Raw genomic sequence first — 14,327 nt, forward strand, 5'->3', positions numbered from 1 at the left:
CGAAGGCACACCCGAACGTGTGCCGTTGGCTGTGCGGTCGGACGTGGCAACGAGGGGAAACGAACCGTACGTTGAAAGTTCCAACCTTTATGCCCCTGTAGCGCGTTGGCATGTGCATGACAGTCTCACAGTCATCCGAACCAGGGTTCGTGGAAACAGAGGAGGACCGTCTCATCAAGGAGACTGCGCGCGAGATAGCGGCCGACTACGACGACGAGTATTGGCGGGATGTCGCCAACGGCCGTGACCCGGACGAGTTCTGGCAGGACTGTGCGGACGCGGGGTTCCTTGGGGCGACCGCGCCCCAGGAGTACGGTGGCGAGGGGATGGGAATCACAGAGCTGACGACCATCGTCGAGGAACTCGTCGCCAACGGGTGTATGGGTGCAGACATGCTGTTCATCGTCAACGTCGTGTTCGGTGCGGTGACGCTGACGAACCACGGGAGCGAGGAACAGAAAAAGGAGTTGCTGGAGCCGCTCATCGACGGTGACTTGCGGTTCTGTATGGCACTGACCGAACCGAACGCGGGGCACAACGCGCCGAACCTCGACACGTTCGCCGAAGAACAGGACGACGGAACGTTCCACATCAACGGTTCGAAGCAGTGGATCAGCGGGGTCGACCGGGCGGACAAGATGCTGCTGGTTGCCCGGACGAGGCCGAAAGACGAGGTCCCGAAGCGAACGCAGGGGATTACCCTGTTCCTCGCGGACCCACACGACGACAACATCGAGCGTCGGGAACTCGACGTGGGGATTCCGACGCCCGAAAAGCAGTTCGAGCTCTCCTTCGACGACTACGAGGCGAGTCCGGACGACATCATCGGGACGCGGGACATGGGACTGCTCCAACTGTTCGACACCGTCAACCCCGAGCGGTTGGTCGGGTCGGCGGGTGCCATCGGTATCGGCCGGAACGCGATCGAACGCGCCGTCGACTACGCACAGGACCGTGTGGTGTTCGACGAACCCATCGGCGCGCACCAGGCCATCCAGCACCCGCTGGCGGAGGCACACTCTCAGCTGGAGGCGGCGAAACTGCTGGTCCAGAAGGCGTCGTGGTTGATGGACCGTACGGAGACGACCGATGACATGAAGAAGACGGCCGAGTGGTCGAACATGGCGAAACTCCGTGCCTCGGAGGCGGGCCACGAGGCCTGTGACGTCGCGCTCCAGACCCACGGCGGGAACGGCTTCAGCCGCGACTACGCGGTCATCGAGATGTGGAAGGGCAGTCGTCTCGGCACGGTGGCACCGGGGTCCTCGCAGATGATGCGGAACCACATCGCCGAGCACACGCTCGACCTGCCGCGCTCGTACTGAGCGAGACCGCTATTCTTAAACGCCGTTCCCGAGTACGTTTTGTTGCGCCAAGGTGGCAGAGTCTGGCCGAACGCGTCCGCCTGCAGAGCGGATCATCGCCGGTTCAAATCCGGCCCTTGGCTTGATACGTTTCGTTCAGAGCCAATCTTATAAAGAACGGACTCTCTGCAGTTCTCCCTCCCGGGGGGGTGTCGACGGGTTAGACGCGGGTGCCCATTTGGCGATACATGACGCAGAGCAGTCACAAGGGACTGACGGATAGTACATGCACTGGGTCTCCCACTGCAGATGGCCGTTCTGGTGGCGAGGTCACAACTGCCCCTCTCCAGTTTAGCACAGGAGCAAGTACAGCCAGTAAGGGAGTTGGATGGTGCGGGCGTGAGTTCGGACGATCGGGCGGTCGGTATCGATCGTGTCGCCAGTCACGACGAAGCCGACCGGTGCGTCGTATTCGGCGATGAACTCTGCGACGCCGGCGTTCGCATGGTCGAGATCGCGCGGGCGGTACGCGAACCCGACCGGAACCGGCGTGTCGCCGACCTCGAACAACACACTACGCGAACGACACGTGCAACTGGGCGGTGGTTTTCCCACGCCCAATTCAGAAGAGAGCCACGGAGGAATATGAATATAAACCTAACGGGAATTATATTGTTTCATCTTAACTAAATTTAAACAGGCTGCCCTCCTCCCACTCTCCATGGCTGAATCAGACTCCCTTTGTCTGAATATAGAGTAGAACAAGATATGAGGGATGGTTCGCGGGCCATCGGGTTGCTGGAGGCGGTCGACGAGTTCGTCGTGTGGCGTCGACTGCCGGTGATATCGATGTTCGCGCCTAGATTGTCGAGGATCTGATAGACCGTGCGGAACCGGGTGTAGTTCCGACAGCAGTTGACGTAAGTGGCCTCGACGTTGAGGACCTCTGTCCGGAGTCGTCCCGTGACGAACTTCGATATGCAGGTCTTGCCAGCGCTGCTGGGCCCGGTGACGATGGCTGTGTCGGCGGGTTCACCGCTCGTGATGGGTTCGAGCACGCTGGAGAGGTGGCTCCGGGACGCTCTGTCGTTCTGCAAAGCGGCCGAACTCGTTCCAGCCCTCGGACCGCACTCGGTATCGCAGGTCGTCGCGACGCTGTTGGACGCCACCGGCCCGCTCACTGCCACTACCCTCGCCGACGAGGCTGGGATATTGACCGTGTCATAGGGAGCTCCGCACGCTCTGCCTATCCAAATCCTGTCACGACGCGCGTGCAAGATGGAGGGCGCGTATCTCGCACAGAGTTTACTCAGATTCAGACAGTTCGAATCGGTCGATATAGGGAACTCACGTCTCGATCAATACAGTGTCTGAAATGAGTACTGGAACTCTTTGACTTTACATCGTTCTTATCATCGAGTGGTAGAATCAGTAAGTGATGGCTGCCACACTCAAACGAAGAAAACCCCTCGGCGGCGTTTTACTTGTTGTCGGATTCAGTATCGTCCTCGCGCAACTGATCACCTTCCCCGGGATGCTATTCGGTGGCTGTACTGATGTCGGTGTTCCAGATGGACAGGAGCAGGGAGTTAGCATGATCGGTGTGCAGGATTCAAACCTACTGTATACACCCGATGGAGTGAACGAATGTAGTATCCCACTTCCTGCAGTCCTTATTCCATTTGGACTCATCGCTGTCGGGGGTGGATTAATTCTGTCCACGAAGTATTAGTCCCAATTCTACCCCCGCACAACATTACTGGATTCGAACAACCTTCGCCTGATTAATACGCAAGCTAGTCCTTACAGCTGATACAGTCGAACGCAGGTGAAATAAACAATGTTGCCGTGCTGCATACATTCTCTGCATCTTATACGTGAGTCTTGACAAAGCTTGTATAGACAATGTGTGTCAAGTATTCTATGATATGCTCTTCTTATCCGGACCTGACTGCAAAGTGTGATAGATAACAACACCGGTATTTTTCGCACCAACTGGGAAACCTATCTTTATACAGCGAGAGAATCCCGCCGTTCACGGCGCGGAGGATGTCATTTCCATTTCAGTTCGACCTGAGAGCCGTCGACCCGACAGCGTTCGAGTTCGTGTTTCGCGGTCATACCGGCCGACTGTGCTGTACGTGCCCGCCCGACGCCTACTTTCAAATTGACGCCGACAGCCTCACCGACGTGGTCGACGGTGTCCTGATATGCTGTTGCGTCCATCTCCGAACAGACAGCGATGATGTTGTCGCCGCCGACAAAGAAGGCAAGCGAGTGGTGGGCCTCACGCAGATATCGCATCAGTTCCGCGTAGCCCTGTTCGATGTGAATGAACGTATCGAATTCGTTGAGTTGGTCGGTGTACTTCCCGGTCGCGTCGTTGACGTCGAAATGGGCTATTTGTACGTCGTCGTCAGTACGGTCGGCACCGGCAAGGGGTTCCCCGCAGAGAACGTTCCGCCGGGTGCTGTCCTGTGCACTCCCAGCATCCTGCAGGCGGCGGGAGGCGACCCCGAGTGCCTCAACCGGTGTGGACCGGGCTGCGAGGCTGATACTTGCGGTCACCGGGTAGCGGTTAGCAAGCGAGTCCTGAATACGGGCGTGGGCCAACCTCGAAACGGTCCACGAGCGGGGGCTGACACACACTAGGGGTCTGTAACGCCTCGCGAGGACAGCTGGAGACGATTCTCGACACTGCTGATGTGCCTCCTGCGCTCGTTCAAATAGAGCACCATCCATACCAGCCACGCACCGAGTTGGTCAGGTTCTGTCACGAGCGCGGAATCCACGTTATTGCACACTCACCGCTGTCGGTGCCCGGCCTACTTGCCGAACCCGTCCTGGCCGACATCACCGACGAAACAGGCCTCACGCCGGCCGGCGTCGTCCTCGCGTGGAACGTCACACGGGGCGTCGTCCCGATCCCATCGAGCACGACGACGTCACGCGTAGTCGGGAACCTCGCCGCCGCAGGTCGCCGTCTCGACGCCGAGACGTGCGACCGTATCGACATGCTCAGACGGCCGGATTTCGAGCGATGAACGGTGGTGTGGCACTATGATTATGTGGCTGAAAACCGATTACGGGGTATGGCCACGAGCGAGACACAACGACTCTCGCCGGACGTAGCGTCACTCGACAGTCTGCACTGGGTGGGAATCGTCGCCGCACTCGTCTCCGCCGCCGTCCACCTCCTGCTCGGTGTGCGGATGCTCCCGTCGGGCATGGGAATCAGTTTCGTGCTCGCGGGACTCGGTTTTCTGGGCGCGGTCGGGCTGATCGTGCTAAACTACCGGCGGCGGGCCGTCTACGCCGTCGGTATCCCCTTCACACTCGTCCAGATACTGCTGTGGTACTACGTCAACTTCGTCTCGCTGGGAAAATCGTTCCCGGCCGACATCGGGACGCTGGGCGCGGTTGATAAGATCGCACAAGTGGTCCTCATCGCGGTGCTAGTTGTCCTGCTGCGATGAGTGCCACGGGACGTGTGGCCACACAGATTCCGGAACTGGCGAGCTCGTGGCCGAGCGGACCGGGAGGTGGCGATGGCGGGCCGACATGGTGACCCATCCCTCGGGCTCCGGGTCGGCCTCCCCGTCGTCGGTGCACTGGCACTGACGGCCGTTGTCGGCGCGCTTTTCCCTGCCGACGCGATGACGCGCTGGACGGTCCACCCGGCCGTCGTCGCGGGCGTCTGTTGGGCGGGACAGCTCTGGTATGCTGGCCGCGGGCTGGAGACCGTTCGGCCGTGGCGGTACGTCTTCGGTGCGGCGAACACGCTGACGCTGCTCCGTGGCGGGCTCTACGCCGTCGTCGCCGGCTTCCTTGTCGTCCCGGCGACGACCGACCTCGCGTGGGTGCCGGCAGTGTGTTACGGCACCGGCGTGGCCCTTGACAAACTCGACGGCACTGTGGCCCGGACTATCGGGGAGCAGACCCCGCTTGGAACGCGACTGGACATGGCCTTCGACACGTTCGGCTTCGTCGTCGCGCCGCTGGTGGCGGTGCTATGGGGCCGCCTCCCTGTCTGGTACCTCTCGATTGCCGCCGCCCGGTACGTCTATCTCGGCGGGATACGCTGGCGACGACTCCGTGGCCGGCCTGTCGGTGAGCGCCCCGACAGCGACCTCAGTAAGTACCTCGCCGGCATCCAGATGGTGTTTCTCACTGTCGCACTCGTGCCCGTCGTTCCCAGCGACATCCTCTTCGCCGTCGCGCCCGCGCTCCTAGTGCTGTCGCTGGCCGTGTTCGCTCGCGATTTCCTCGTCGTCAGCGGCCGCCTCCCCCGCGAGTGGTTCGACGGGTAGCGTTCATATACCCGGATACCCATCTCTAGGTATGCTCTTTCCGACGCACCTGCTCGCGGCAGCGGTCGTCGGACGGGCGTCGAGACTTGCTCCGCTGTGGCTGGTCGTCGGCAGTGCCCTCCCCGATGTCCTCGACAAGCCACTGGCCACACTTGGACTCACATCGCTGTTTCACTCCGTCGGCCACTCGGTGCTGTTGCTCGTCGTGATTGTGCCGCTCGCGCTGTCGGGCCGGGCCGGACTGTCGGCTGCGGTCGGGTGGGCACTGCATCTCGCTCTCGACGCCGTTCACGTCGTCGTCAACGGGCGGCCCGGTGACGCCGTTTTTCTGCTGTGGCCCGCCGTTATGCCGAGCGACCCGCTCGCGCTCCCGCCAGGGTCGTTCTTTTTGTACTACCTCTGGAGCCCCGCGTTCTTCGTCGAAGTCGCGCTCTGGCTCGCTGCCGCCGCTTTGGCCGTCAGGTACTGGCGGGCCGGAACGGCATCTCACGGAACCGAGTGGCTATGAGGCCACAGTTGGTATGGGCCGCAGGGCATGGAGCATTTGTTCGCGGAGTTATTCGACAAAGTCGTCCGAATCGAGACGGCAATTATGGACGCTATCGTCGCCGCACGGAGCCCATTGGCGACGAAGCTGCTGACTTCGGTGACGGGGCTGGGGTCCGCTACAGCCGCGTTGTGTTTCGTCGGTGTCTGCTATCTGGCCGACTGGGACGAGGCGTTTCGCCACAGTCTCGTGGTGCTGGCAATCTCCGGTGTCGTCGTCGGAACGCTCATGCTGACGGTCCAGCGGACGTTCCCCGCCGACCCGGTCTGTCTGACCGACGAGGCCGAGACAGTCGCGACGTCGTTCCCGTCCGGCCACGCCGCCGCCGTCACGGTGTACACCATGGCCGCACGGAAAAGCGAACATATCCCATTCAGTGTTGTCACGGTACTAGCCGTGCTGGTCGCCGTCTCCCGTGTCTATCTGGGCACACATTTCGCTTCAGACACCGTCGCCGGGGTGGGAATCGGGATAGTTACCTTTCTGCTCGCCGGTGCCGTGCTGCAGCGATTCGACCCGATAGCGGCGGTCCAACGTGTCTTCGAACCTGACCACTGACCGAACTACGCTATGATCACCGGATAGCAGAGTTGGTGACTGCGCGGGCTTGTCGAAAGCTGAGAGAGCGTAGCCCGCAGTAATGACAGCCGATATTCAAAACAGGAACTGTAAAACTCAGTACTTCCGCCAATGCAAAATATATCCTCTATATTCAACAGTTGCTGAATCACCAGGTCTGGCAGCTATCAGACTCAGATCGGCGCAAGAACCATCCGTTCAGTACCCACGATGAAACCTGATTGATATTAGACTGCCCTCATCGGTGATGGACCTGCCGAAGAGCATCTGCTGTGGCTCTCCCGGAGATGCGGATATACTTCTGTGCTGTCGCTAGATCGCTCCAGCGCATGAGCGCTTGGAGTGGAACCGGCGCGACGCCCTGATAGGCGTGGTAGCTGGCAGCGGTCGCACGGAGACAATGTAGATACACTCGACCGTCGATATCTGCGGCCTCGGCAGCAGCCGTCACGCGTCTGTTGACAGCGGTCCGTGACCGTGGAAAGGCGTCGTACTCGTCGGTGAACCGTTCCAGACACAGCTCTACCCGGAGCGAGAGATCAACGGGGATCGACCGGGCAGAGGCAACCGTTTTCGGGTGCCAGCGAGCCTCCATTGCTTCTTCCTGCGTGAGGTCCTCATTGTCCGTTGTCTCTTGGGATGCTTGCCGACGACAATAGCCACACTCGCAGGCCTCGTGTTGTGGAATACGGAGCAACATCCGATCCCAATCGAGCCACTCGGCCCGGAAGTGCGCGATCTCACCAGCACGCAATCCAAGTCGGCCAGCAGCCAGACAGATGAACCGCGCCTGCAAATCTCGCGGTTCGGGCAGCGAACTACACGCCTCCAGCAGTAATTCGAACTCCCGGTCGGTGAGGACATCCTCGTGTGTGTGCCGCGTGGTCAACGATTGTCGATGCTGCTGGGCCCATTCGTTCGACTCATGGTAATCGTCCGTCATCTACTACGAGAACGCCGCTCGCGCGAATTGAAGGCCAATATATCCTGACCGGTCAAATTAGTGACTGCTGAATATAGAACATGGATACAGCAGACGGGTCACAGCTGCCTTAGCAGGTCAACCGACGCCGGATCCAACGCTGAAAAGACGAGACAGTAGTCGCTCATTGCGATGGTTCTTCCATTTGACTGACCGGCTGGTCAATAGCCTCAACACTCCGGACGATGGCAACGTTACCCGATGTTTCCTGGCTGATTCGCTCGGCGACAGAACCGAACATCGCCCGGGAGAGGTCACTCTTCTCCGACAGCCCCACACAGACCGTGGTAAAATCAGGTAACTCCTCGACCGACAGGTCGAGTTTCGCCACGATATCAGGCATTTCACGGAGGATATCGAGGAGTCGGCGGTACAGAAGGTCGAGATATTCGCGGAGTCCGTGGAGAGAGATAATCACCCAGTCAGCGTAGCCACCCTCCCCTTTCTTGACAGGCTGCGTTCCGTCACTCCCGACAGCTTTTTGAGACAATGCGACACATCGGTCGGTGAAGCGGGCGAGTTTCGAAGGCACATCGAACTCTGCTTGCTTCAGTTTCTAGAATTCCCGCCGTTCAGGCAATATTACTAGCGTCTAAACACGGCCCAGGGCGCGTATTCAGCACCACACTAAAATATCATACATCTACGACGACCTCGAAGCGTTCGACCCCGAAGAGGTCGTCAACCGTCTCATCGGCGAGGGGTAACCCGGTGCCGCCGGTGCCACGCGGGACCGCTCCGCCCGGCGACCCGTTCGGAACGACCGGCCGCGAGTCCCTCGGAACGCGACCCGGACCGCGGTCGTCGCAGAGGGACACGTCGGATCACCGAAGATAGGTTTATATATCGTGACTCCTAAAAAATGTTCGAATGCCGAAAGGTAAGGGAACGCTCACGAGGCGAGACGCGCTGGTGACGGGGGCAGCGGCGGTTGCGGTCGGCTTGGCGGGCTGCCAGGAAGGGTCACAGTCGAGTCAGTTTGATGAGTCGGACCCGCTGGTGGCCCACGAGCGGTTCGGCAAGGGCGGGACCGCGCTGACTTACCAGACGAGCACGTTCTATACGCCAATCGAGGAGGAGAGTGACCAGCCCGCGGCGGCGCCGGCGCTGAAGACACAGCACGAGGCTTGGGCCGAGAACCACCCCGACTACCGTATCGACGTCAACTACCCGGCCTTCGGACAGTGGAAGAACAACCTCCTGACGAGTGCGGCGGGGGGCGACGCCCCTGCAGGGTCGACGCTCGACTCGAAGTGGGTAGCGGACTTCTACGAGTACCTCCAGCCGCTGAACGACTACGTCGAGGACATCGACGACTTCTTCCCGTTCGTCCGGGAGACGGCCATGCGCGACGGTGACCTGCTGGCCGCCTGGAAGTACACGGGGTGTCGGTGTCTGTACTACCGACAGGATGTCCTCGACACGTACAACGACGGCGACCCCCCGGTCACGTGGGAGGAACTGCTCACCGTCGGTCAGGACATCGTCGAAAACGAGGACATGGACGCGTACATGTTCCAGTCGTCGACGGCTCTCGCCAACCTGCCGTACTTCTGGAGTTCCGGCGGCACCCTCGTCGACGACGAGGGGGCGCCGGTTCTCGACCAGAGCGAAAACCGGCAGGCACTGGTCGACGCGCTCGGGTTCATCCGAGACCTCGTCGACACTGGCGTCACCCCACAGCGTGTCGCGAGCATCGAAGAGGTCGAGGCGCTCCCCCGGGAGGGTCGCGCGGGCAACCTCGCGATGTTCATCGGGAACAACGACCAGATAGAGCGGAACCTGAAAAACCCCATCCAGGAGGCCGACGAGATACCGGACGACCGCTGGCAGCGCTGGCAGGTCGCGAAGATTCCCCGACCCGCGGACGGCGAACACACGACCGGCGTCGGCGGCTGGACGGAGGGCGCCTTCGTCGAGGGCGACGACGGCGAGGCCGCTGCGATGAAGGAGTTCATCGCGAAGTTCGTCGAACCCGAGGCGATGGGCCGGTACTGCGAGGCCGCAGCCCTGCTGCCGACCCGCGAGTCGGTGTTCAACGACAGCGACCTCTACGACCCAGACACGCCATATCAGGACCGGTTCAGGGAGTTCCTCCAGGATGGCGTCGCCCGACCCGCTCGCCCCATCTACAGCACCATCGCCTCGGAGTACGTGGTCGCGATCGAAAGCGTCGTCACCGGACAGTCTGATCCCGAGTCGGCGGCCGAGACGATGATCACGAACGTCAACGACGAGTACGAGGCGTCCTGATGACCGACCCGCCACTGGAACTGCCCACGCCGAGGTGACAACTATGTCGATTGCCGACACGACTGTCGAGCGCCTGCTCGAACGCGTGAGCGACGCTGCTCGCAGACTCCTCGACCACCCGCTCCCCTGGCTCGCGCCCGCCCTGCTGGCACTCGCGGTGTTCCAGCTGTATCCGATGGCCGAGGCGATCCTGATGAGTTTCACGAACGAGAGCCTCATCAGACCGAGTTTCGAGTTCGTCGGCCTCGAACAGTACGTCAGACTCGCGACCGACCCGGAGTTCTGGGGAATGATCCGGATAACCGCCATATACGCCTTCTCCAGCGTCGTCCTCCACGTTCTGCTGGGGCTCGTTCTGGCGCTGGCGATCGACTACGGGGTCCGACGGGGACTACGGGGTCACCTCACGACTCGCGTTTCGGTGTTGCTCGCGTGGATCGTCCCCGGAATCATCATCGGCCTGGTCTGGAAGGTGATGCTGGTCGAGAGCCAGTTCGGCGCCGTCAATCACCTGCTGGGCGTCCTCGGTATCGGGCCGGTCCCGTTCCGCTCGGACCCGACACTGGCGCTGATCTCAACCATCGTCGCCGGCACTTGGCGCGGGACCGCGTTCACCATGATAATGATCTACGGCGGACTCCAGCGGGTCCCACAGCGCCTCTACGAGGCCGCCCGCGTGGACGGGGCCGGTCGATGGGACCGGTTTCGCCACGTGACGCTGCCACAGCTCAAGCCGGTCCTGTTTATCACGACGGTGCTGGTGACGATCTACGCCCTGAACACGTTCGACCTGATATTCGCACTGACCGGCGGCGGCCCGGGCCGTGCGACCCAGGTGCTCGCTCTGTTCATGTACCAGGAGGCGTTCCAAGACTACGCTCTCGGGCGCGGGGCGGCCATCGCCGTCGTCATGCTCGCCGCGAACCTGCTGCTGACCGGCGTGTATATCTACGCCTTCGACGTGGGTGACGAGATATGAGCGACGACACTGGCCGACCCGGTGACCCCGACGCGGCCGCGACCAGACGTCCGGACGGCGGTGCCACCGACGTCGGGACGGCCACGGGTCGGGAGTCGGTCACAGCGGGTCCGACCGTTCTCGACCGGGTCCGGGCGGAGTTGGCCGACCTCACGGTGCTTGACCTCGGGGTGTACGCCATCTACGCGACGGCAATCGCGTTTTTCGTCTTCCCGGTGCTCTGGGTGGTCTCAGCCAGTCTCCGACCGGCGGGGGAACTGTTCAGGTACCCGTTTAGACTGCTCCCCGCGGAGGTGTCGCTCTCTGCCTATCGGCAGGTCTTCCGGGCCGGGATGGTTTCGTGGCTATTCAACTCGACGCTGGTCACTATTTTCGGGGTTTCGAGCATCGTCGCAGTGTCGGTCCCCGCGGCGTACGCGTTCTCGCGGTTCGAGTTCACTGGCCGTCGCGGACTGCTCGGGATAGTCCTCCTCTTCCAGATGATCTCGCCGGTGATCATCATCGTCCCGCTGTACACGGTCATGTCCAGTCTGGGCCTGCTTCGCACGCGAGCGGGGCTGATACTCCTGTACGTCGGCATCCAGACGCCGTTCTCGATCTGGCTGCTCAAGGGGTACTTCGACACCATCCCGAAGGAACTGGACTACGCGGCCCGGATCGACGGGTGCAACCGGCTACAGACGCTTCGGCACGTCCTCCTGCGACCGGTCGCGCCCGGCATCGCCGTCGTGGCGATTTTCAACACCGTGCTGACGTGGTCGGAGTTCGTCCTCGCGTTCACGGTGCTGGGCTCGGAGAGTCGCCTGCACACGATCTCGATCGGAGTCTACAAGTTCCAGGGGCAGTACGGCAACGACTGGCGCGCCATCGCGGCGGCGAGCGTCATCGGCATGCTGCCACTCGTGATCGTCTTCCTGGCGCTCCAGCGGTACTTCGTCAAGGGACTGGTCGAGGGGTCACTGAAAGGACAATGACAGCGAACGGATCCGACTCACGGGACGACGCCCACCTCGAACTGCGGAACCTGCACAAGGAGTATCCCGGCGGGATAACGGCCGTCGAGGACGTCTCGCTGACGCTCCCTCGCGGAGAACTGCTCGTGCTCGTCGGCCCGTCGGGGTGTGGCAAGTCGACGACGCTGCGGTGTATCGCCGGCCTCGAAGAACCGACGGACGGGGACGTGCTGATCGGCGGCGAGTCGGTGATCGGTCGCCGCCCGGAGGACAGGGAGATCGCAATGATGTTCCAGAACTACGCGCTCTACCCCCACAAGACCGCCCGGGAGAATATCGGGTTCGGACTGCGGATGACGACGGACCTGCCGGACGACGAGGTGAGCCAGCGCGTCGCGGACGCCGCCGAGACGCTTGGGATCACGGACCTCCTCGAGAAGAAACCGGGGTCGCTGTCGGGCGGCCAGCAACAGCGGGTCGCCCTGGGACGAGCGACCGTCCGCGACCCGGCAGTGTTCCTGCTGGACGAACCGCTCTCGAACCTCGACGCGACGCTGCGGGGGCGGATGCGCACCGAGATCCAGCAACTCCAGCGGGACTTAGACGTCACAACGGTGTACGTCACGCACGACCAAGTCGAGGCGATGACCATCGGCGACCGGATAGCCGTGCTCGACGACGGGTATGTCCAGCAGGTCGGCACCCCGATGACCTGCTATCACGAACCGGCCAACAGGTTCGTCGCGTCGTTCATCGGTGAACCGTCGATGAACCTGCTGGACTGCGAGTTCGACCGCGTGGCCAGCACATTCGACGGCCCTGTCACTTATCCAGCGAGCGACGAACTGGCGACGGCGGCGGCGGACGCTGACGGGTCGGGCGTGACGCTCGGTTTCAGGCCCGAGGCCCCGTCCCTCGTCGACCCGACTGCACACGAGTCGACGGGAGGAGAGGGCGCGGACGTCGGTGAGACCGAAGCCGACGCCGTCACCACGGACGTGGACGGGGCACTCACGTTCCCGGGACAGGTCGACGTGGTCGAACCGGTCGGCGAGCGGTCGTTCGTCTACGTCACCCTGACGGACGGCCCGCAGATGACCATCGCGGTGCCCGGCGGGACCGCCGTCCGCGAGCGTCGATCCGTCGGCGTCCACCTCCCGCTGGACGGCGTCCACCTCTTCGACACCGCGACCGGCCAGGCACTGCACCACCCCGAGTGGGAGGGGGACGAGTCCCTCGTCGGCGTGGCCGCCGGCCGGTCCGACGCCTGAGTCGAACGAGTCCCTGTCGGCCCCGTCGACCCGTGCTGCTTTGTGACACTAGCACATACGCACGTCCGTGCCGTTACGTCTCGACTGCGACTCCTGCGACTTCGAGCGCGAGACAGACAACGAGGTGACCGCGTACGCCAGCGCCCGCGACCACGAGGCGGCCAACCCGAGTCACTTCGTATTCATCGAGGAGACGTACTGAAACCGTTCGCGGACACGCGTTCGGGTGACTTTCCGCGCGGCAAACGCTCAGACGGACAGCGGTGGGGGTCGCGTGTCACTCTTCGACGGCCTCGTTGACCATCGTGTAGATGCGGTTTGCCCAGTCGGCTTCCTCGCGAGGCGTCGGTTCCGTCCCGGTCACCTCGATGGCGTTGACCTCGCGGCGGACCACCGGGGTGTGCGTGTCGTGGACGGTGAACTCCCCGCCGCGGAGGTCGGCCAGTGCCCGCCGTGCACGGATCGAAGCGACCGACCGCACGGCGCTGGCGGCGTTGCGCGCCGTCCAGTAGGCGGCGTTGAGCATCGGTCGCTCGACGGTGGCGTTCGGGCCGTATCCCTCGGGATAGACACGGACGGTCTGTGTGGCGATGTCCGCGACGACCCGGGCCCTCGGCGGCGAAAAACTCCACCTGTCGACTCCCCTGGACGTTCGAGTGGTGCTGGATCATGCAGGTCACGTCGCTGGGCGTTCGGTACGAGACGGCGATACCGTCGTACTCGACGGCGGGGTCGCCGGCCGTGTTGACCCGCCTGACGTCGACTGCGTCCTCGGCGGCGGGGTACCCCGCGGAGCGGAGACCCACGTACACCGGGTGGACGATGCCCTCGCCGAACTCCCCGCCCGGGCGGTCGAGCACCCAGTCCCCGTGTCCGGGTTCGCGAGGGTCGTTGTTCTCCAGCCACCGCACCGAAACGCCGTGCAGACGGCCGAACCGGCGACTCGCGACCAACTCCCGAGCGCGTACGAACGGGGCGTAAAAAATCCGATTGTGGGCGACTGTCGCCTGCAGACCGGTCTCGTCGGCAGTCTCCATGAGTGACGCGAACTCCGCTCGCGTCGCGGTCACGGGTTTTTCCACCAGCGCGTGGGCGCCAGCCCGGAGCGTCATCTACTTGATGACTGGTTCTCCAAATTAGGCAAGAGCC

General features: G+C 62.5%; 18 protein-coding genes, 1 tRNA gene and 2 pseudogenes. 15 read left to right on the top strand and 6 right to left on the bottom strand.

What is annotated here, in order from left to right:
• Nucleotides 1-116 precede the first annotated feature (116 nt).
• Complete coding sequence (locus MUG95_RS08690) at nt 117-1,325, top strand: acyl-CoA dehydrogenase family protein (protein WP_247005724.1); 1,209 nt, start codon at nt 117-119, stop codon at nt 1,323-1,325.
• Nucleotides 1,326-1,371: 46 nt separating this feature from the next.
• Nucleotides 1,372-1,447, top strand: a tRNA-Cys gene (locus MUG95_RS08695).
• A 208-nt stretch (nt 1,448-1,655) separates the two neighbouring features.
• On the opposite strand, the gene MUG95_RS08700 is transcribed toward MUG95_RS08695, so the two are convergent.
• On the bottom strand, nt 1,656-1,877 hold the full coding sequence (locus MUG95_RS08700) for a hypothetical protein (RefSeq protein ID WP_247005725.1): 222 nt from the start codon (nt 1,875-1,877) through the stop codon (nt 1,656-1,658).
• A 201-nt stretch (nt 1,878-2,078) separates the two neighbouring features.
• Nucleotides 2,079-2,380 (bottom strand): annotated as a pseudogene (locus MUG95_RS08705) (AAA family ATPase); the annotation flags it as partial.
• Between MUG95_RS08705 and MUG95_RS17040 the strand changes: the two are divergent.
• Nucleotides 2,268-2,531: a hypothetical protein gene (locus MUG95_RS17040; RefSeq protein ID WP_247010510.1), complete on the top strand. Its 264-nt coding sequence runs from the start codon at nt 2,268-2,270 to the stop codon at nt 2,529-2,531. The pseudogene MUG95_RS08705 and the gene MUG95_RS17040 overlap by 113 nt on opposite strands.
• 211 nt (nt 2,532-2,742) lie before the next feature.
• Nucleotides 2,743-3,036 carry a hypothetical protein gene (locus MUG95_RS08715; protein ID WP_247005726.1) on the top strand — a complete coding sequence of 98 codons (294 nt, stop codon included), beginning with the start codon at nt 2,743-2,745 and terminating at the stop codon, nt 3,034-3,036.
• 320 nt (nt 3,037-3,356) lie between these two features.
• Here the strand turns inward: MUG95_RS08715 and MUG95_RS08720 are convergent, their stop codons facing one another.
• Complete coding sequence (locus tag MUG95_RS08720) at nt 3,357-4,046, bottom strand: GTP cyclohydrolase IIa (protein WP_247005727.1); 690 nt, start codon at nt 4,044-4,046, stop codon at nt 3,357-3,359.
• Between MUG95_RS08720 and MUG95_RS08725 the strand changes: the two genes are divergently transcribed.
• The 5 genes from MUG95_RS08725 (at nt 4,010) to MUG95_RS08745 (ending at nt 6,719) form a co-directional block, all read left to right on the top strand.
• Nucleotides 4,010-4,348 (top strand): aldo/keto reductase, encoded by a 339-nt coding sequence (locus tag MUG95_RS08725; RefSeq protein WP_247005728.1) that lies wholly within the window; start codon nt 4,010-4,012, stop codon nt 4,346-4,348. The two genes, MUG95_RS08720 and MUG95_RS08725, sit on opposite strands and share 37 nt — an antisense overlap.
• Before the next feature lie 48 nt (nt 4,349-4,396).
• Complete coding sequence (locus MUG95_RS08730; RefSeq protein WP_247005729.1) at nt 4,397-4,780, top strand: DUF7475 family protein; 384 nt, start codon at nt 4,397-4,399, stop codon at nt 4,778-4,780.
• A gap of 72 nt (nt 4,781-4,852) precedes the next feature.
• Nucleotides 4,853-5,614: a CDP-alcohol phosphatidyltransferase family protein gene (locus MUG95_RS08735; protein WP_247005731.1), complete on the top strand. Its 762-nt coding sequence runs from the start codon at nt 4,853-4,855 to the stop codon at nt 5,612-5,614.
• Between the two features lie 31 nt (nt 5,615-5,645).
• Nucleotides 5,646-6,122: a metal-dependent hydrolase gene (locus MUG95_RS08740; protein WP_247005733.1), complete on the top strand. Its 477-nt coding sequence runs from the start codon at nt 5,646-5,648 to the stop codon at nt 6,120-6,122.
• A 27-nt stretch (nt 6,123-6,149) separates the two neighbouring features.
• Nucleotides 6,150-6,719, top strand: coding sequence for a phosphatase PAP2 family protein (locus MUG95_RS08745; RefSeq protein WP_247005736.1), 570 nt, complete (start codon nt 6,150-6,152; stop codon nt 6,717-6,719).
• 259 nt (nt 6,720-6,978) lie between these two features.
• On the opposite strand, the gene MUG95_RS08750 is transcribed toward MUG95_RS08745, so the two are convergent.
• Nucleotides 6,979-7,683 carry a tyrosine-type recombinase/integrase gene (locus MUG95_RS08750; RefSeq protein WP_247005737.1) on the bottom strand — a complete coding sequence of 235 codons (705 nt, stop codon included), beginning with the start codon at nt 7,681-7,683 and terminating at the stop codon, nt 6,979-6,981.
• A gap of 199 nt (nt 7,684-7,882) precedes the next feature.
• Nucleotides 7,883-8,254: pseudogene (locus tag MUG95_RS08755) on the bottom strand (IS5/IS1182 family transposase); the annotation flags it as partial.
• Between the two features lie 338 nt (nt 8,255-8,592).
• Between MUG95_RS08755 and MUG95_RS08760 the strand changes: the two are divergent.
• The 5 genes from MUG95_RS08760 (at nt 8,593) to MUG95_RS16875 (ending at nt 13,380) form a co-directional block, all read left to right on the top strand.
• Nucleotides 8,593-9,975: an extracellular solute-binding protein gene (locus MUG95_RS08760; RefSeq protein WP_247005739.1), complete on the top strand. Its 1,383-nt coding sequence runs from the start codon at nt 8,593-8,595 to the stop codon at nt 9,973-9,975.
• A gap of 43 nt (nt 9,976-10,018) precedes the next feature.
• Nucleotides 10,019-10,954, top strand: coding sequence for a carbohydrate ABC transporter permease (locus MUG95_RS08765; RefSeq protein WP_247005741.1), 936 nt, complete (start codon nt 10,019-10,021; stop codon nt 10,952-10,954).
• Nucleotides 10,951-11,928 (top strand): carbohydrate ABC transporter permease, encoded by a 978-nt coding sequence (locus tag MUG95_RS08770; RefSeq protein WP_247005742.1) that lies wholly within the window; start codon nt 10,951-10,953, stop codon nt 11,926-11,928. The genes MUG95_RS08765 and MUG95_RS08770 overlap by 4 nt, the downstream gene beginning before the upstream one ends.
• Nucleotides 11,925-13,178 carry an ABC transporter ATP-binding protein gene (locus MUG95_RS08775; protein WP_247005745.1) on the top strand — a complete coding sequence of 418 codons (1,254 nt, stop codon included), beginning with the start codon at nt 11,925-11,927 and terminating at the stop codon, nt 13,176-13,178. The genes MUG95_RS08770 and MUG95_RS08775 overlap by 4 nt, the downstream gene beginning before the upstream one ends.
• Before the next feature lie 67 nt (nt 13,179-13,245).
• Nucleotides 13,246-13,380 carry a hypothetical protein gene (locus tag MUG95_RS16875; protein WP_256463846.1) on the top strand — a complete coding sequence of 45 codons (135 nt, stop codon included), beginning with the start codon at nt 13,246-13,248 and terminating at the stop codon, nt 13,378-13,380.
• 75 nt (nt 13,381-13,455) lie between these two features.
• Here the strand turns inward: MUG95_RS16875 and MUG95_RS08780 are convergent, their stop codons facing one another.
• Entirely contained in the window at nt 13,456-13,704 is a 249-nt protein-coding gene (locus tag MUG95_RS08780) for a hypothetical protein (RefSeq protein ID WP_247005746.1), read from the bottom strand.
• 64 nt (nt 13,705-13,768) lie between these two features.
• On the opposite strand from MUG95_RS08780, the gene MUG95_RS08785 reads away from it, so the two are divergent.
• On the top strand, nt 13,769-14,221 hold the full coding sequence (locus MUG95_RS08785; RefSeq protein WP_247005748.1) for a hypothetical protein: 453 nt from the start codon (nt 13,769-13,771) through the stop codon (nt 14,219-14,221).
• The last annotated feature ends 106 nt before the right edge of the window (nt 14,222-14,327 follow it).

Origin of the sequence: Halorientalis litorea (genome assembly GCF_023028225.1) — an archaeon.
GTDB classification, from domain to species: Archaea; Halobacteriota; Halobacteria; order Halobacteriales; family Haloarculaceae; genus Halorientalis; species Halorientalis litorea.